Annotated in this window: 15 protein-coding genes; 7 read left to right on the forward strand and 8 right to left on the reverse strand. The window is 40.3% G+C overall.

Annotation, left to right across the window (positions count from 1 at the left end; all coding sequences use genetic code 11):
- Positions 1-124 precede the first annotated feature (124 nt).
- The 5 genes from KTH84_RS08020 (at position 125) to KTH84_RS08040 (ending at position 4,520) form a co-directional block, all read left to right on the forward strand.
- Entirely contained in the window at positions 125-916 is a 792-nt protein-coding gene (locus KTH84_RS08020) for a Slam-dependent surface lipoprotein (protein ID WP_004641693.1), read from the forward strand.
- A gap of 102 nt (positions 917-1,018) precedes the next feature.
- Positions 1,019-2,485 carry a porin family protein gene (locus KTH84_RS08025; protein ID WP_262472899.1) on the forward strand — a complete coding sequence of 489 codons (1,467 nt, stop codon included), beginning with the start codon at positions 1,019-1,021 and terminating at the stop codon, positions 2,483-2,485.
- Positions 2,486-2,495: 10 nt separating this feature from the next.
- On the forward strand, positions 2,496-3,419 hold the full coding sequence (locus KTH84_RS08030; RefSeq protein WP_262472813.1) for an energy transducer TonB: 924 nt from the start codon (positions 2,496-2,498) through the stop codon (positions 3,417-3,419).
- A gap of 32 nt (positions 3,420-3,451) precedes the next feature.
- Positions 3,452-4,051, forward strand: coding sequence for a biliverdin-producing heme oxygenase (locus tag KTH84_RS08035; protein WP_133974956.1), 600 nt, complete (start codon positions 3,452-3,454; stop codon positions 4,049-4,051).
- A 28-nt stretch (positions 4,052-4,079) separates the two neighbouring features.
- Positions 4,080-4,520 (forward strand): YbaN family protein, encoded by a 441-nt coding sequence (locus KTH84_RS08040; protein ID WP_133974954.1) that lies wholly within the window; start codon positions 4,080-4,082, stop codon positions 4,518-4,520.
- A gap of 4 nt (positions 4,521-4,524) precedes the next feature.
- Here KTH84_RS08040 and KTH84_RS08045 read toward each other — a convergent pair whose 3' ends face one another.
- Positions 4,525-4,800, reverse strand: coding sequence for a hypothetical protein (locus tag KTH84_RS08045; protein ID WP_262472814.1), 276 nt, complete (start codon positions 4,798-4,800; stop codon positions 4,525-4,527).
- Positions 4,801-5,129: 329 nt separating this feature from the next.
- On the opposite strand from KTH84_RS08045, the gene KTH84_RS08050 reads away from it, so the two are divergent.
- Positions 5,130-5,837 carry a YoaK family protein gene (locus KTH84_RS08050; RefSeq protein WP_133974950.1) on the forward strand — a complete coding sequence of 236 codons (708 nt, stop codon included), beginning with the start codon at positions 5,130-5,132 and terminating at the stop codon, positions 5,835-5,837.
- A gap of 156 nt (positions 5,838-5,993) precedes the next feature.
- A complete protein-coding gene (locus KTH84_RS08055; RefSeq protein WP_262472815.1) occupies positions 5,994-7,907 on the forward strand; it encodes an esterase/lipase family protein in 1,914 nt (637 codons plus the stop codon).
- A gap of 55 nt (positions 7,908-7,962) precedes the next feature.
- Here the strand turns inward: KTH84_RS08055 and KTH84_RS08060 are convergent, their stop codons facing one another.
- The 7 genes from KTH84_RS08060 to betI all read right to left on the reverse strand — a co-directional run bounded on the left by KTH84_RS08060 (position 7,963) and on the right by betI (position 16,929).
- A complete protein-coding gene (locus tag KTH84_RS08060) occupies positions 7,963-9,297 on the reverse strand; it encodes a basic amino acid/polyamine antiporter (RefSeq protein WP_262472816.1) in 1,335 nt (444 codons plus the stop codon).
- Between the two features lie 5 nt (positions 9,298-9,302).
- Positions 9,303-10,181 (reverse strand): homocysteine S-methyltransferase family protein, encoded by an 879-nt coding sequence (locus tag KTH84_RS08065; protein WP_262472817.1) that lies wholly within the window; start codon positions 10,179-10,181, stop codon positions 9,303-9,305.
- 216 nt (positions 10,182-10,397) lie between these two features.
- Complete coding sequence (locus KTH84_RS08070; protein WP_202742724.1) at positions 10,398-10,868, reverse strand: hypothetical protein; 471 nt, start codon at positions 10,866-10,868, stop codon at positions 10,398-10,400.
- A 90-nt stretch (positions 10,869-10,958) separates the two neighbouring features.
- Entirely contained in the window at positions 10,959-12,599 is a 1,641-nt protein-coding gene (gene mqo, locus KTH84_RS08075) for a malate dehydrogenase (quinone) (RefSeq protein ID WP_262472818.1), read from the reverse strand.
- 487 nt (positions 12,600-13,086) lie between these two features.
- Positions 13,087-14,745: a choline dehydrogenase gene (gene betA, locus KTH84_RS08080; RefSeq protein ID WP_262472819.1), complete on the reverse strand. Its 1,659-nt coding sequence runs from the start codon at positions 14,743-14,745 to the stop codon at positions 13,087-13,089.
- Between the two features lie 95 nt (positions 14,746-14,840).
- A complete protein-coding gene (gene betB / locus KTH84_RS08085) occupies positions 14,841-16,313 on the reverse strand; it encodes a betaine-aldehyde dehydrogenase (RefSeq protein WP_262472820.1) in 1,473 nt (490 codons plus the stop codon).
- Entirely contained in the window at positions 16,306-16,929 is a 624-nt protein-coding gene (gene betI, locus KTH84_RS08090) for a transcriptional regulator BetI (RefSeq protein WP_075431283.1), read from the reverse strand. Before betI ends, betB begins: the two co-directional genes overlap by 8 nt.
- Between the last annotated feature and the right edge of the window lie 254 nt (positions 16,930-17,183).

A 17,183-nucleotide genomic window follows, 5' to 3' on the forward strand; every position in this document is an offset into this window, starting at 1 on the left:
GATTATTATTTACAAAAAAGCCCGAGTAGGTTTGCAACTGGGCCTACTCAATAAACTAAAAATAGCGAAAACGTTATTTTAAATTAAACAATAACTTAGTTTTAAAAAAATGGAGTAACAACAAATGAAAATCTCTCAATTGTTCTTGGGTCTTGTTGCTTGTTCAACTGCATTTGCTTATGCAGGTATTGATGGTATTTCGAGTAATGAAAGTAACATCAAAATCGGTGCTGCTGCCAATGCAAGCCATCCGGGTGGTGTAGCAGCGGTATCGGTTCAAGCTGCGGGTGCGCCATATAACGCTTTTACAGGTTTTAATTCGTTAAAAGGTTTGGCTCAGGCTTTTGCTGCTCAGGGAACGAGCAACACCAATGTAACGGTTGGCAGCAAAACCTTTAATATTTCGCATATTCCAGTGTCTGCAATGCCACCTTCACACAGTGCATTAGGTAATTTTAACTTTGGTCAGGTGGGCACACAGGAAGTCTATTTTGGTGAATGGTGGAAAGCGGGCGACACGCCGGCAAGCGCGAGCCATACTGTTTACTACGCGGGTGATAACACCAATACCACGGTTCCAACCGCGGGTACTGCGACCTATACCGTTGCAGGTATTAATGGCTCTGCAAGCAATCTGTTAAGTGGTACGTTCACGGCAAACTATGGCGCGGGCACACTTGAAGGGACGCTTACAGGAACAGGTACGGCTGTTTCATCTTTAAGTCTAGATGGTGTGGCATTTAACCCGGGTACTGCTGCCTTTGCAGGTTTGGCAACGGCTAACGGTACGGCTGGTGTCGACAACTCTGGTGTGGTTCAAGGTCAATTCTTCGGTGCAAATGCTTCGGCTTTAGCGGGTATTGCCCAGTTTGATAACGTGTCTTACAACACTGCATTTGGCGGTGCTAAAAATTAATGAATGCAAAAGGAATCTACACACGTAGATTCCTTTTGTTTTTGGGCTTTTGCTTGGTTGCTTCAGGTTTATTGTTTTATGAAACGAACGCTTTTGTGCTGTCTGACATTGTTGAGTTGTCCATTTTTATATGCCGACGAAGACACACAGCTTCGTCTCAATCAAAGCTTGGACCAAACACTTTTACAAGAACAGCGACAGTTTCACGAGCAGGGAACCATTCGTAGCACCGAGCAATTACCTAAACTTCAAATTAATGGACAAGAATATAGTGTTGAGCAAAACCAGAATGATCTTGCCAAGGCATTATATTTGGCAGTCATGCAAAAACAGTGGCTCAAAGCCACGGTTTATTTAGAACATTATAAGAAATATGCTGGCTACGATCGGGCTTTAACCGACTTTGCCGAAGGGGCAGTTGCACGTTCTCAGGGTCAACTGAAATTGGCTGAACAAAAATTTCAAAGCAGCCTAAAACAACAACCTCATAATTTAATTTGTGAACTTGAGTTAGCGCGCGTGCTGTTTGAACAACAGAAGAATAAGGAAGCAGCACGCCTTTTTATTTCCATTCAAGACAAACTTAAACAAAGCGACCCTGCTGTAATCCCGTCTGGAGTTTTAACAACAGTAAATACTTTTGTTCAGGCATTAAAAAAACGAGACTCTTGGCAAGGCTCGGTTTCAGCGGGTTATACCTATGTCAGTAATTTAAATAGTGCATCTAAACAGACTAAAACTTTGATGTTTTATCAGACAGATAAGAACGGTAATATTACTGGAGGGCAGCAAATTACTAGTAAAAAGCAAAAAGCTGAGTCAGCAACGGGTTTGGATTACGAAGCCAGTCTTATAAAACGCTATGCGATTAAAGGCCATCATGGCGTGGCTTTACGTGCGCTGGCTTTTGGACAGTCCTATAACGACCACGCGGCATTTAATGAATCTAGCATTAACATTAATGCAGGCTACAGCTACTTTGACTTAAAAAATCAAATTGGGGTGAGTCCGCTTTTTGAACATAAACGTTATGATAACGATGGTCTTTACAGTGCGTGGGGAGCACGTGCCGAATGGATGCATTTTATCTCGGCCGATACAGCCTTTAAGCTTGAAGCTGAAAGAAAAGATTTAAATTATCAGAAATATAAAAGCTTTGGTGGTATAGAAAATTCAGCTTTTGCCACCTTCTGGAAGATTTTTCCAGATCAGTGGACTGTTTTTGGTGGTTTAGATGTAGTCGATCATTCTGCACAAGAAAAATATGTAGCTGCCTATGAACAGCAAGGTGTGCGGTTAGGTATAACCAAAAATTGGAGTGCTGGTTTTAACACTACTTTATTGAGTTCTTACCGTTGGCGTCAGTTTGATAAATACGCTGTAGGTTATTTGGCTCGTCGTCATGATTTCGAACAGAACTATACCTTTGTTGTGCAAATGCCGCGCTTTGAGTTTTATGGCATGACGCCTAATTTAACCTATCGCTATAACCAAAATAAAAGCAATGTCGATTGGTTGTATTCCTACGATAAACACAACATTAGCCTCAAGCTTGAGCATCGTTTTTAGGGAATAAGTCATGAAATCAAAATCTTTATTCCCTACACATGAGCCAATGGTCAAACTGCCTTTAACACAATGGCCGAAGCATTTTTATAAGTGCTTAACCGTAGCTGTTGTGATTGGTCTGCATGTGTTTGCTGTTTGGATGCTGAGCCATTTAATTGAACCTTACACTTTCAAGGCATCGCCAAAAGTAGATGCCTTAAAAGTAAGTTTTGTGTCGCTGGCACCTGCTAAAAAGCCATCAAATGACCAGACTGAAAGTAAGCCTATCGAAAAAAGTTTAACGCCTAAATCTACGTTAAGCAGTTCGGTATCTTCTATACCTGAAGAATCAAAAAACTCGCCTAAAAATGTTCAAACATTAGCGTCAAAAACTGCTTCTAAAGAGGTGGTGCAAAATAATTTAAGTGACAAACAGGAAGCACAATCAAAAGCAAATTTAAACAGTTTAGCTTCACTCCAACCAGCGCAGAGTGCAGAAAGGCTGGCGGCCCATACAGACAAACAATTGAGTTCGACAGACATTGCACAAACGAAAAGTGAGCACCTGCCACAAAACATCAGCAGCATAACCAAAAGTGGCGGTGTCAAAACACCAGCAACGCAGCAAGAATATTCAAAAGCACCTAGTACTCAAGTTGAACAGGATGACGTTGTTCAGGTGAGTAGTGTGGATGTGCTGAGTTTTGGCGGGCTTGACTATGATGACCGCGAGTTAAAACAACAAAATCGTTTGGTTGAGGTGCGTATTCGTATTAATGAAAAAGGTAAACCGATTGACATACAGGTACGTCAAAGTTCAGGCATTCAAAGCCTTGATGAACGGGTCATGCAAGCTGTACGTAAATCCAGATTTAAACCCCACAAAATTAATGGTCGGGCCGTGACCATTGTTGTGGATTTTCCAGTCCAACTCAAACTCAATCGGGGCCGTTAACCGATGAGCCATATCCATTTTGCAGGAGAAAGATGATGAACTCATCTACAGAACAAATCATTAGTAACAGCTTGTCTTTACGTTTGAAACAAGAAACCGCTGCTGAACATGAACGTATGCATCAATTAATGTCGCAAGCAAAGGTGTTTTCAAGTAAAGAAAAATACGCACAATTTACGTTGTCTCAATATTACTTTCAGCGCGAAATTGAACATCTTTTTGAAAAAGAGGGCGTGGCAGGACTGATTCCGGACCTCGATATTCGCGGCCGCTCAAAACAAGCACTTGCCGATTTAAATGATTTAGGTATTCAACCTAACGGACAGCAATTACACAGTGAAAACGTACAGCTACCCGAAGCTTTAGGCTGGATTTATGTGTCTGAAGGTTCAACCTTAGGGGCTGCATTTTTATTTAAAGAGGCCCAAAAACATCTAGGGTTTTCGGAAACGTTTGCTGCGCGTAATTTAGCAGCCTATCCCGAAGGGCGCGCTAAAGTCTGGAAACGTTTTGTGCAAGCACTCGACGAAACGGGTTTCGACCGGACCCAGCAAGATCGTGTTGTACAAGGTGCTTTAGATGCCTTTGGATATTTTGGTCAGGCGCTTGATCAGCTTGATGAATTGAAATAATAAAAAGTGGATAAAGGGAAAACCCGATATGGACAAACTCAATCAAGTAAATGTGATCGTAAAACATGAGCAGTCGTTAGCACCCGCTCAACCAGTCAGTAAGCTTGCCCGTTCTGTTTGGGCGCGTTGGGTGTTTATTGGTTTGGCTTGGTTGTGTATTGCACTTGGCATATTGGGTGTTTTTATTCCGGGTTTACCTACCGTTGATTTTATAATTTTGGCTGTTTTCTTTGCGGCTCGAGGCTCTGAAAAACTTCATCAATGGTTTCGAAATCATCGTTATATTGGTCCACTCATTCGCGAGTGGCAAGAACATCGGCGTATTCCTAAAAAGGCAAAATATATCTCGACATTCAGTATGAGTTTGGCGGCTATTTTTATGATTTGGACTATTCCACATCCGTGGTTTGTCTATCCGGCAATTTTATGTATGGCTGGGGTATTAATTTGGATGTGGTTAAAAAATTGAAGATTTAAGATTTGCACTGTTGCATAGTACGCTTCATGGTTTTTATAAAATCACGTGGTACTTCAGGGCTTTGTAAACTTAAACTTCCGAGTTTAAGCATCAGTTTAGGTGAATATTGACGTTCTAAACGATGATAAATGCACGTACAACTTGCACGGCTATGGCCCGCTGCCATACATTTTAAATAAAAATCACGTTGAGCATTATTTTTTTGACCAGCGAAAGCAACGGATACAAATAATAATCCGCCTAGAAAAACTGAATAATTATAAAGTGACATATATCTACTCATGATTGTTGTTTTTCATTATCCATATTTTGGCATAACTTTTTCAGGTTCAAAATCAGTTGATATCAACTTGCGGCTTCATCATAGTTAGAACTGTTTTAGAGGTCAAATTGATTTGAAGATGATCACTGTTTTATTGTCCTTAAAATAGACAATTTTGATTGTTGCTATTTTAGAGACAGTGTTACGACATTACACACCCTATTTTTTTACATCATTTTTTGCTTTCATAAACGTTTTAATTTTATTCATTTTTAATTTTAAAATTATTTTTAAACAATTCGATCACTTTAAAATTTTACTTTCATAGGACACGTCATATGCCAGATATCCCAATTAAAAAAGAGACAGAAAGTACATGGGCAATATGTCGGGACCCTGTTTTATTGACCATGGTTGGTGGGGCAATTGATACCATTGGTTTTATTGCTTTGTTTGGCTTTTTTACCGCACATGTGACTGGAAACTTGGTGTTGGCGGGGGCTGCGATGGTTAAAGGCGGTGCAGGTTTATGGATTAAGCTTGCTGCTATTCCACTATTTATTTTGACAGTTGTGATTACCAAGCTGCTAATTGACCGTAGTCAGGTGAAGCATAAAACGCTGTCTTATTTATTTTTATTTGAAGCCATCTTTCTGTGTGCTTTTATGGTTGCAGGACTTTACTTCGAACCGTTTAAAAATGCCGATGCAATTACGGTTGCACTAACAGGTGGGCTGGGTTTAATTGCCTTAGCTATTCGTAATACTTCAAGCAAAACACTCATTAAAAATATTAGCCCAAGCACCATGATGACCGGCAATACCACGCAGCTCGGTATTGATATTGCTAACTTGCTGAAAAACAATAATGCAGCCAATCGGGCAAGTTTTCTTAAAAGTGCCAGTATTGTTGTCGGGTTTGTGATTGGCGCCTTCTTGGGAGCAATTTTGTATGTCTATTTTGATTTCTGGAGCGTAGCGCCGTTTATTTTACCCATTTTATATTTTTCTTATTTAGCTTCGCAGCAAAAGTTTAACCAAGCTTAATTAAGGTAGTGGATGAATTGGCCCGAATTAAATTGAGTTCGGGCTTTTTTTATGGGCTTCAGTTTGCCGACTAAAAATGCGTATTCAAATTGTTCAGCTATGACTTTGCAGGCATAATGACCTGATGGGGAAATACCTTCGCTAAGGGAATGCATAATGACAAAGTCTTGCCATTATTTAATGATAACAATAATGGGACTGCTCAGCGGTTGTCAGGTCATTCATTTAAAAGAAAGTAATTTAAGCAATGCTTTAAAAAGTAAGAATGAAAGTATTCTGACCGACAACACTTTAAGTCATCAAACCCAAAACTTACTGTATTTGGTCAAAAAAGATGAAAAGTCTTGCCTGCAAAATTTTGATGATTGTTTAAATAAAATTCAGAGTCTCTCCGAAAATACGAGCCGAGAAGAACGTTATGCTGCACTGAGCGAAATTTATTTAGCAAAAGCTTTAGATGTTGGGCGTAGCAGTCAGTGTAATGTCATTAATAAAAGTAAAAATTGCGTTGAGCATGAACTAGCTTTGTTCGATAAAAGCTTGCGCTATAGTTATGTCTATTTATTTGACTCTGAAGAGTCTCCGTTCGATCGAGTATTTGACCATCGGCAAAATCAGGTGCGTATTTTTTATAACGTTGCTTTGTCGAAGCTCATGACCACGTATTTTGATCATTTAAATACGCATTATTTTCCGTCTCTACTGAAAGCAGATGGGCATCAATATCATGTCAATTTTGATCATGCGGTAGATGTACAAAAGATTGAAGTCGATACTTTTCGTTCCAGCTATAACATGAACTTTTCTGGTTTTAATACCGTTAACCGTAAGGATGGCTTAGGGGCAGAGTTTATTGTCGGGCGTAAAGAAAATGATGTAAATCATGGTTTCATTTTAGACCCCGATGCTTTTTATGCTCATCAAACTAATCCTAATATTCATTTGCCTCGGTTCTTTCCGGTCACTGCCATTGCCTATCCTAAACAAAAGGCCACAGCCGATCAGGTGATTGCTGGGGCAGAGTTAGAAATCGCGATGTTCGATCCATACAGACAAAGCCGTGTAAAGGTTGAAGGTGTGGACTATCCGCTCACTGCCAACTATTCGGCGCCCTATGGGCTTTGGCTGTCAAAATATAATTTAGGTGCAGCGGGTTATTGGTCTTTAATTAATAAAGAAACCAATTTAATCATGCCGCATTTATATATGCTGGAACCTTTTAACCCCAATAAGAAAATCATTGTGTTTGTTCATGGCTTAGCAAGTAGCCCAGAAGCTTGGGTGAGTCTGACCAATGACATTATGGGCGATGCCGAATTAAGACAAAATTACCAAGTTTGGCAAGTGTTCTATTCAACCAATATGCCCATTTTTGAAAGTCGTTTTCAGATTTATTCTTTACTGAATCAGGCTTTTCAAAACATTGCTAAAGATAGCTATGCTGCACACGATGCAGTATTGGTCGGGCATAGTATGGGCGGTGTGATTAGCCGTTTATTGGTCAGTAATGCTGATGTTTCCGATTTAGCCATGCAAAAAATGAATGACGCGCAGTTAAATCGTTTAAAAGAAAATCCAGTGATTAAAGAGCGTTTTCAGTTCAAAGCGCTTCCATATTTTAAACGCGTGGTTTTTGTTTCGTCGCCGCATCATGGTACCGACTACGCAGACCGATGGTTTACCCAAATTGCACGCCGTGTTATTCGCTTACCTGCTGACTTTTTTATTGCGGTTGAAATGAGAGATGAGAAAAATACGAAACTCAGAAAAGGCTTAATTGAAAATGGGGCGAGTAATTTAAGTCGTTCTTCAAACTTTATGCAGCTTACGCAGGCCATTCAGCCATCCTCTAACGTGGTCTATCACTCGATTATGGGTAACGTGGATGGTACAAAAGATAAGTTAAAAAGCAGTGATGGGATAGTGCCTTACCAAAGTTCACATCTAGAAGGTGAGCAATCGGAGCTGATGATTAAAGGTGGGCATTCTATTCAAACAACGCCAGAGGCGATTTTAGAATTACGTCGTATTTTACGATTGCATTTAATGCAGTCGCAGCCTTTAAAATAGAGCGATTTATTTTTAGAAAACCACTGTTGAAATGGGTCAACAGTGGTTGAAATAATTAATTTAGCTCGTTTTGTTTAAGCGATTTTTTGTGCTCAAAGTAGCTGATTGAAAAAATAACCAAGCCGACTAAATACAACACCACAGACAAGAGCAATAAATCTAATCCTGCTGCATAGAGCAACCAGAGCGCATAGATTGAAGCGACGCTTGCAATGGCAATATGTGGCGTGCGTTTGTGACGAATCGATTCTTTAAGATAAAAAGCAGACACCAGAAAATAAGGCAGCAAAATCATTACCGAAGAAATCAGTAAAAGCTGGGTGTAGTTTTTATTGAAAAAATACACCGCAATTAATGCACCTTGCACGACCAGAGTGGTGAGCCAAAGTGATGAAATCGGCACATTATTCTGATTATTCTTTAAAAATAATTTCGGGAATGCGCCATTTTTTGCAGCTAAATATGGAATTTCAGTTGCAAATAAAGTCCAGCTTAAATAAGACGAAGAAACTGAAATAATAAGGCCGATGGTAATAACGATAGTGCCCGGCAAACCGATGAGCTGCTGTAAAATGGTTGCCATTGATGGGTTATGCATGCCTGCAAGTGCTTCACGACTCACTACACCATAAGCCAAAACGGTGACCATCACGTAAAAACTTAACGCCAGTAGCACGCCTAAAATAGTGGCTTTACCAATGTCATAACGGTTTTTTGCACGCGATGATAAAACCACAGCACCTTCAATGCCGGTAAAGACCCAAAGGGTAATCAGCATCAGGTCTTTTACTTGCTGCCAAAGTGGAACTTTTAAAGTAAAGTCATTTAAGTTGAGTTTGAACAGGTCAAACTTAAAGGCAATAAAAGTGAAGAATATAAACACCACCATTGGAATAATTTTGGCAATGGTCGCCAGTAAATTCACAATAGCCGCTTCTTTAATGCCTCGACTGACCAACCAATGCACCAGCCATACAAAAATGCTTGAACCAATCAGTGCGTAGAGCGTATTACCTTCACCAAAAATAATATGGTCTTTGCTGTCGGTAAACATACCAACGCCCGAAAAGGCAATCACCACATAACCAACAATACCAATTGTGGTACATAACCAATAGCCCCAAGCCGAGCAAAACCCGATCAGCTCACCAAAACCTTCACGCGCATAGTTATAAATACCGCCGTCTAAATCTGGGCGTTGGCGAGTTAAATGTAATAGCGTGAGCGCTAAGAAAATAATGCCGACTCCGGTAATGAGCCATGCAACAAGAAGGGCAGAGCCGTTAGCGACTTGAGCCATATTTTGGGGAAGGCTAAATACGCCTGACCCCACCATAGAACTAAAGACCAGCGCTGTAAGAGACAATAATCCGATTTTGGCAGCAGACATGGTATTTATTCTTTAAAAAATTGAGAAAGTTCAGCAATGTGTTCTGGGCCAATACCGCAGCAACCACCCACTAAACTTGCGCCTGCTTGCTGCCACTGCTTGGCAAAACTAAGATAAGCTGGAGCATCAAGATCTTTACGAACTTCATCAAGACCATCGTTTGCAGTTGCGTTGTCATCTTGTGGTGGAAACGCATTGGCATAGGCACCAATCTGTACAGACTCTGGAATGAGACCTTTAATTTCATTAATGGCTTGCAAGATCACTTCAGGCTGACAGCAGTTAAACAAAACCGCGTTAGCATTTGACTGTTTTATAAACTCAGCCACTTGTTGCATGTTTTCGCCTGAACGAAGTAGCGCTTGCTCTTGTTTAATTTCGTCTTGAAGCGTAAACGATACCCAATAGTCCTTACCATCTTTTGGTAATAACGCATGCACCGTTTCGACTTCTTTTAAGCACGATTGAGTTTCTGCTAACCAGAAATCCACCTCTGGTGCCAATGTATTAATGATGGGTTCAGCAAGGTTTTTAGCCTGCTCAGGTTGAAACAGATCTGCACGGTAAGAACCAAATAAAGGTGGTAAGCAGCCTGCAATTTTGACATTTTTGCCGCTTTCTTTAACTGCATTTTTTGCTTGTTCGATCGCAACTTGAATTAAACGAACACCATCAGTTTCAAAGCGTTCTTGCCCGATGTGAAATGGCACAACAGCGTAGTTATTGGTGGTAATAACTTCTGAACCAGCGTTGATAAAATCAAGATGCACTTCTTTTACTGTTTCAGGCGCTTCAATGAGTGCGAGTGCAGACCATTCTGGTTGACGAAATGGGGCACCACGACGAGCAAGTTCACGGCCTAAACCGCCATCTAAAATTTTCATAAATTACAAAACAAAGGGAGAAAAATAATTCAGCTAATCTAGCGGGTACATGAAACATGTTCAATCGCTAATATGCTCGATATATTTCTAAATAAATTAGATTGTTATGAATATTTTTTCTTAAAAGAAATTCTGTAGATGATGTTCAGTTTTACTGATGAACTTTATGTGAAAAAGAAAACTTATTTATATAGGGCTATAGCCTAAAAAATAAGCTTAAAGTGCGCCATATTGTTGCCAACTCTCCCCAGTGTGCTGGGTTTTATAATAGGCTTTAAGTTGCTCAAGTTGACTGAAATGTATGCCTGACCAAATCAATAAGCTCATGAATATTAAAACTTTAGATAAGTCACGAACTTTTTCTAGGCGAGCAAAAGCTAACAGTACAAAAAATAGGGCAGGTAAAAATATAAAGAATTGAACAGAAGAGAAAAATAAATGAGCAGTACTGAAATATAACGCAGCAGCACTTAACAGTAGATTTAAAATTGAAAATAATTTCTGATATTTGCCGAGCTTAAAGACATAAGCGGTCATTGCGAGCAACATGGCTGAGCTTATGTAAATGGCTGTACCACCAATCATCCACATATAAAAACCGCTTAACCAAAGATAAGCCAGTAGCAAAATAAGCACGAGCTTAAAACAAAATGAAAAGAGGCGGGATGATGAGTTTAAAGGCGTCATAGCTATTCTAAATATCTCAACTGAAGTCTAAAAAACAAAAGGACGAATCGAAATTCATCCTTTTGGAATTTTACTTATACATCATCAAACTTAGTTTGCTTTTGCAACAGGAGCAGCAGCAGTTTCATCGTTTGCAGCTTTGAACGGAGATGTATAGTTCAAGCCAAGTGTAGAACTTGTGTATTGACGAACTTTGTCGAGTAATACAGGGTCTTTGCTTAGGTCTTGTTTATACGAAACAACAATTTCATGAAGCTTCTGATTCCATTTACCTTCAGTTTGCTCAGGGAAAGCTTTTTCAAGCAAGTTGAGCATGATGTATGGAGAAGTCGAAGCACCCGGAGACGCACCTAACAACGCAGTTACAGCACCATCTTTAGATGCAAAGATTTCTGTACCGAATTGAAGTGTAGCTGGTTTACCCGGTTCTTTTTTGATGATCTGAACACGTTGACCACCTTGGCTTAAACGCCAGTCTTCAGCTTTCGCATCTGGGTAGTATTTACGAAGTTCATTTAGACGGTCTTTGTCTGACATCATCACTTGGCTCACCAAGTACTTAACAAGATCAAGGTTTTCCAAACCAACAGTGGTCATTGGTAAAACGTTGTTTTTGTTCGTTGATGCAAGCAAGTCCATCTGAGAACCATTTTTCAGGAACTTGTTTGAATACGTTGCAAATGGTCCAAACAATACATATTTTTTACCGTCGATATAACGCGTATCAATATGCGGCACAGACATTGGAGGCGCACCTAATTCAGCACGGCCATAAACTTTTGCTGTGTGTTCTGCAGTAATTTTTGGGTTGTCAGTAATTAAGAACTCACCACCGACAGGGAAGCCTGCATATTGTTTCGCTTCTGGTAAACCAGTAAGTTGCAATAATTTAACTGCTGCACCACCTGCACCAATAAATACAAAACGTGTTTTAACGTGATCTACTTTACCAGTTTTCAAATTTTTGAAAGACACAGTCCAAGTTTTGTCATCATTTTGGCTGATGCCAGACACTTCGGTTGAAGTCTGTAATTTGAAATTTGGGTTTTGATCTAAACGATTCACCAATTGTTTAGTGATAGAACCATAGTTTACGTCAGAGCCAACATCCATACGGGTCGCTGCAACTTTTTGGCTAGGGTCTCGATCGTTCATTACTAAAGGTGCCCATTGTTTAATTACAGCTGGATCTTCAGTAAATTTCATGCCTTTGAACAACGGGCTTTGAATCATGGCAGCATAACGTTTTTCTAAGAATTGAACGTTATCGCCCCAAACGAAAGCAATGTGCGGAACTGGGTTAATGAATGATTTTGGATCAGCTAAAACGCCTTGTTTTACCTGATATGACCAAAACTGTTTAGCGACTTCAAATTGAGAAGCAACTTTTTCAGCTTTGACAATTTCCATCTTACCGTTTTTTTCTTCGGTATAGTTCATTTCCATAAAGCCAGAATGGCCTGTTCCGGCATTGTTAAAGCCGTTTGAACTTTCTTGAGCAACTTGGTCAAGACGTTCATACATACGAATTTGCCAGTTCGGTTCAAGCTCGGTGAGATAAGTACCAAGAGTGGCACTCATGATGCCGCCGCCAACAAGAACAGCATCAACAACTGGGTCATCTTTTGCAGTTTCTACTTGTTTTGACGCAGTCGGTCTAAACAAGAAAACAATTCCTGCAATTAAAATAAGAATGATTAATACCAGAAGGTATTTCAAAAACTTTTTCATGTAAGGGGGACCTTAAAATAAGTTATTTGAGTCACTTAAGGTGTGAGGAAACCTAGACAGCGTATCCAGACAAAATGGATATAAATGCGAAAGTAAATTCTCAAAATTTGAGAACTTATAAAAAAATAAAATTACTTGGGATTATCGCAAACACTCTATATTTTAGACTAATTTTGCATTGACAAGACAATTTTTATAATAAATGGGACCCATCAAACTCATAAATGTGATTTATATTTAATCATTTTAAGTTTTTAATATGCGGTTTTAAGTTGATTTTTATGATTATGTTGTTGAATTTAAAAATATAATTATAGATTGATTAAAGGTGAACCAGTTGAAGAAATACATAATAAGAAAAAGTGAGTAAAGTTATTATTTGTCGTTAGTTTTCTAGATTGGACTAATACAAAGTTCTTATTAATGACCATCTGGTGATAATAAAATAAGGGTATATCTCTGCATAAGAAATATACCCTTTGATGTTTTATGACGCTACATAGAACGGTGCAGTTGAACGTGGTAACGCTTCACGCCCACGAATTTGGTCTGCAATTTTCTCGGCAATCATAATCGTCGTTGCATTTAAGTTACCGGTAATAATCAGCGGCATGATTGAGGCATCAACCACACGTAAGCTTTGCATACCATGGACTCGGCCTTGACCATCCACGACAGCCATTTCATCTTCACCCATCTTACAGCTACAAGAAGGGTGGTAAGCTGTTTCGGCATGGTTACGAACAAAGTCATCCAGCTCTGCATCACTTTGAAGATGTTTACCCGGACTAATTTCTTCACCGCGATATGGATCAAGAGCAGGTTGCTGCATAATTTCACGAGTGATACGAATCGCATCACGGAACTCACGCCAGTCTTGTTCACTCGACATATAGTTGAACAAGATACTTGGATGTTCAAACGGATCTTTTGATTTAAGTCTAATACGGCCACGTGAAGGCGAGCGCATTGAACCAACGTGTGCCTGAAAACCATGCTCTTTCACTGCATTACTACCGTTGTAGTTAATAGCAACTGGCAAGAAATGGTACTGAATGTTTGGCCATTTGAACTCATCTGAACTACGAATAAATCCGCCTGCTTCAAATTGGTTACTTGCGCCAACACCTGTACCGTTAAATAACCACTCGGCACCAATTGCAGGTTGGTTATACCATTTCAAGGCAGGGTATAAAGAAACGGGTTGCTTACATTTATATTGCAAGTACATTTCTAAATGGTCTTGTAGGTTTTCACCTACACCCGGTAAATCATGAACGACATCAATATCCATTGATTTTAAGAAGGTACTTTGACCTACACCTGAGCGCTGTAAAATTTGTGGAGAAGCAATTGCACCCGCGCACAGTAAGACTTCGCGTTTAACCAAAGCACGTTGTAAGTTGTTTTGATCAGCCCCAATAATGTACTCAACACCAACAGCTTGTTTTTGGTTAAACAAGATTTTATTGGTGGTTGCATGAGTCAGAATGGTGAGGTTAGGACGACCTTTTGCCATATCCAGATAACCACGTGCGGTACTTGAGCGGCGACCTTTAGGTGTTACCGTGCGGTCCATTGGACCAAAGCCTTCTTGTTGGTAACCATTTAAGTCATCGGTACGCGGGTAACCTGCTTGTACGCCAGCTTCAACCATGGCATGGAACAAGACATTATTGCCATTTTTTGGTGTAGCAACTGATACAGGGCCATTGCCACCATGGTAGTCATTTTCGCCAATATCACGAGTTTCGGCTTTTCTGTAGTATGGCAAACAATCGGCATAAGACCAGTTTTCTAGGCCTTTATGGGTTGCCCATTGTTCTAAATCCATTGCATTACCGCGGATATAGCACATGCCATTAATTAAAGATGAGCCACCTAAACCTTTACCTCTACCACATTCCATACGACGGTTGTTCATGTGTGGTTCAGGGTCAGTTAAATAAGCCCAGTTATAGCGACGGCCTTGAAGAGGGTAGGCCAAAGCTGCCGGCATTTGTGTACGAAAATCCAAACGATAATCTGGGCCACCAGCTTCTAATAATAAAACGGTGGTATCTTTGTCTTCAGTAAGACGCGCAGCAAGTACATTTCCGGCAGATCCTGCGCCAATGATAATGTAATCATATTCTTTAATATTCATAACTATCCTTTTTTTACTAACAGTTTGCCTGAGCAATCTATAAAGATTGCTCTGCATATGTGATTTAGGTTGAAGTGTTTAAGGCAATTGATGCATTAAAAAATGCTTTGATAGTCGCCGAGTTCAACTTGAATAGATTTGATACGGGTATAGTGCCCAAGCGTGGTTAGACCATTTTCTCGGCCTACACCAGATTGTTTGTAGCCACCCACTGGCATCTCGGCAGGCGATTCACCCCAAGTGTTAATCCAGCAAATACCAGCTTCAATTTTGTGAATAATGCGATGAGCGCGGCTAATGTCTTGAGTGACAACGCCAGCAGCTAAACCAAAGGTGGTGTCGTTAGCACGACGAATCACTTCTTCTTCAGTCTCGTAGCTTAAGATGCTCATGACTGGTCCAAAAATTTCTTCTTGAACAATGGCCATCTGGTCGTTGCAGTCACTAAATACAGTCGGTAGTACATAAGCGCCTTTAGCAAGGTCACCCTCTGTTGCGCGGTCACCACCAATTAAAACTTTAGCGCCTTGTTGTTTGCCTGACTCAATGAAAGACAGCACTTTTTCCATGTGAGGGAAGCTGGTGAGTGGACCGAAGTTGGTTTCTTCAGCCATTGGGTCACCAATGCGAATACGTTTTACACGCTCTACAACGGCTTTTTCAAAATCGGCTAAAAGTGATTTCGGAACAAAAACACGCGTACCATTGGTACAAACTTGGCCTGAACTAAAGAAGTTCGCCATGACAGCAATGTCAGCTGCACGGTTAAGGTCGGCATCTTCACAAATAATCAGTGGAGACTTACCGCCAAGTTCCATCGTCACTTCTTTAAGCGTAGAACCAGCAGCACTTGCCATGACTTTTTTGCCAGTTTCAACGCCACCTGTAAATGAGATTTTCTCAATCACAGGATGTTCAGTGAGCCACTGACCAATTTCACGGCCTGGCCCTTGAACGACGTTAAATACGCCATCTGGTAAGCCAGCTTCTGTATAGATTTCTGCAAGTTTAAATGCAGTAAGAGGAGTCGTTTCACTTGGTTTGAAAATCATGGCATTGCCGGCAGCAAGGGCAGGGGCAGATTTCCATAAAGCGATTTGAATTGGATAATTCCAGGCACCAATACCTGCAACCACGCCTAAAGGTTCACGGCGTGTATAAAAGAAACTTGATTCGCGAAGCGGAACTTGTTCACCTTGAATGGCTATTGCAAGCCCTGCGTAATATTCTAATACATCTGCACCAGTCACAATGTCGACGGTAGATGTTTCGCTAAAAGCTTTACCTGTGTCTAGTGTTTCAAGACGGGCAAGCTCATCATTACGTTCACGTAAAATGTCGACTGCACGGCGTAAAATACGTGAGCGTTCCATGGCGGTCATGGCTGCCCAGATTTTTTGACCTTGTTGTGCACTTTGCACAGCAGCTTCTATATCTTGCTCAGAAGCTTGTTGAAGAGTCGCGATTGTTTCGCCGTTGGCAGGGTTAATACTATTAAATGTTTTACCACTGGTTGCTTTAACGTAGCGTCCATGGATATACAGTTGTTGAACTTGTACATCACTCATTTTGTCTCTCCTGCAAAGGCTTGTTCGCAAATTGCAATTGCGTTTGTACATAATCGTAAGCAATGGAACGGGCAAGTTCGCTGTCAAATTCGTTGTGACGGCTTAAACTGCCGCGTAGCCATAATCCATCAATCAATGCTGCCAAACCTCGGGCGGCAACACCGGCCTGTTTTTCATCCATTAACTTGAGAAAATAAAACTTCAAGTTGGAATATAGGCGTTGATCATTAATCTTTTGCAAACGGCTCAAGTCTGGTACATGCAAACTTGCTGACCAAAAATCTAACCAGACCCGCATTGCTTTTTCATTGACCTGACTAATGTCAAAGTTAGAGTCGATAATGGCCTTAATCTGGCTCTCTGGATGCGTATCTGCTTCTGCTCTGTACTGTTCAGTTTTATGACGCAGAACATTCAGCATTTCTTGCATACAGGTGTTTATCAACCCTTGTTTGTCACCAAAATAATGGCTGACAATGCCAGTCGACAACTCGGCTTTTTTTGCAATTTGTGCAATGGTGGTATTGGATAACCCCACTTCATAAATTACGTCGAGTGCAGCGTTCATGATTTCTTCACGTCGCACGTGCTCTGGTTTTACTCTGCGTTTTGTCATGATTTTCCACATCAGCACTTTTAGCGGTGCTTTAAATTCAGCATGTTAACTTGCAGAGCATCATAGCACTTTTTTTATCATACTTGTTATTGATTGAACGTTCAATCAATAACAAGTATGATATGTAAAAATCAATGAATTTTTGAAGATTAGCTCTGAAAATAAAGAGGTAAAATCAAAGATTCTTAAGGATAGGATGATGCGCATAAGTACAGTACTTATCACGTTATTTTGAGAAAATACACCGATTGCAA

Origin of the sequence: Acinetobacter sp. WU_MDCI_Abxb74 (assembly GCF_025513915.1) — a bacterium.
Classification (GTDB): domain Bacteria; phylum Pseudomonadota; class Gammaproteobacteria; order Pseudomonadales; family Moraxellaceae; genus Acinetobacter; species Acinetobacter calcoaceticus_C.

Bases quoted from the DNA above. Each gene is read 5' to 3' on its own strand.
- mqo (WP_262472818.1), bottom strand. From the start codon at position 12,599: ATGAAAAAGTTTTTGAAATACCTTCTGGTATTAATCATTCTTATTTTA.
- KTH84_RS08035 (WP_133974956.1), top strand. From the start codon at position 3,452: ATGATGAACTCATCTACAGAACAAATCATTAGTAACAGCTTGTCTTTA.
- KTH84_RS08020 (WP_004641693.1), top strand. From the start codon at position 125: ATGAAAATCTCTCAATTGTTCTTGGGTCTTGTTGCTTGTTCAACTGCA.
- KTH84_RS08050 (WP_133974950.1), top strand. From the start codon at position 5,130: ATGCCAGATATCCCAATTAAAAAAGAGACAGAAAGTACATGGGCAATA.
- betB (WP_262472820.1), bottom strand. From the start codon at position 16,313: ATGAGTGATGTACAAGTTCAACAACTGTATATCCATGGACGCTACGTT.
- KTH84_RS08040 (WP_133974954.1), top strand. From the start codon at position 4,080: ATGGACAAACTCAATCAAGTAAATGTGATCGTAAAACATGAGCAGTCG.
- KTH84_RS08045 (WP_262472814.1), bottom strand. From the start codon at position 4,800: ATGTCACTTTATAATTATTCAGTTTTTCTAGGCGGATTATTATTTGTA.
- KTH84_RS08030 (WP_262472813.1), top strand. From the start codon at position 2,496: ATGAAATCAAAATCTTTATTCCCTACACATGAGCCAATGGTCAAACTG.
- KTH84_RS08055 (WP_262472815.1), top strand. From the start codon at position 5,994: ATGACAAAGTCTTGCCATTATTTAATGATAACAATAATGGGACTGCTC.
- betI (WP_075431283.1), bottom strand. From the start codon at position 16,929: ATGACAAAACGCAGAGTAAAACCAGAGCACGTGCGACGTGAAGAAATC.
- KTH84_RS08065 (WP_262472817.1), bottom strand. From the start codon at position 10,181: ATGAAAATTTTAGATGGCGGTTTAGGCCGTGAACTTGCTCGTCGTGGT.
- KTH84_RS08060 (WP_262472816.1), bottom strand. From the start codon at position 9,297: ATGTCTGCTGCCAAAATCGGATTATTGTCTCTTACAGCGCTGGTCTTT.
- KTH84_RS08070 (WP_202742724.1), bottom strand. From the start codon at position 10,868: ATGACGCCTTTAAACTCATCATCCCGCCTCTTTTCATTTTGTTTTAAG.
- betA (WP_262472819.1), bottom strand. From the start codon at position 14,745: ATGAATATTAAAGAATATGATTACATTATCATTGGCGCAGGATCTGCC.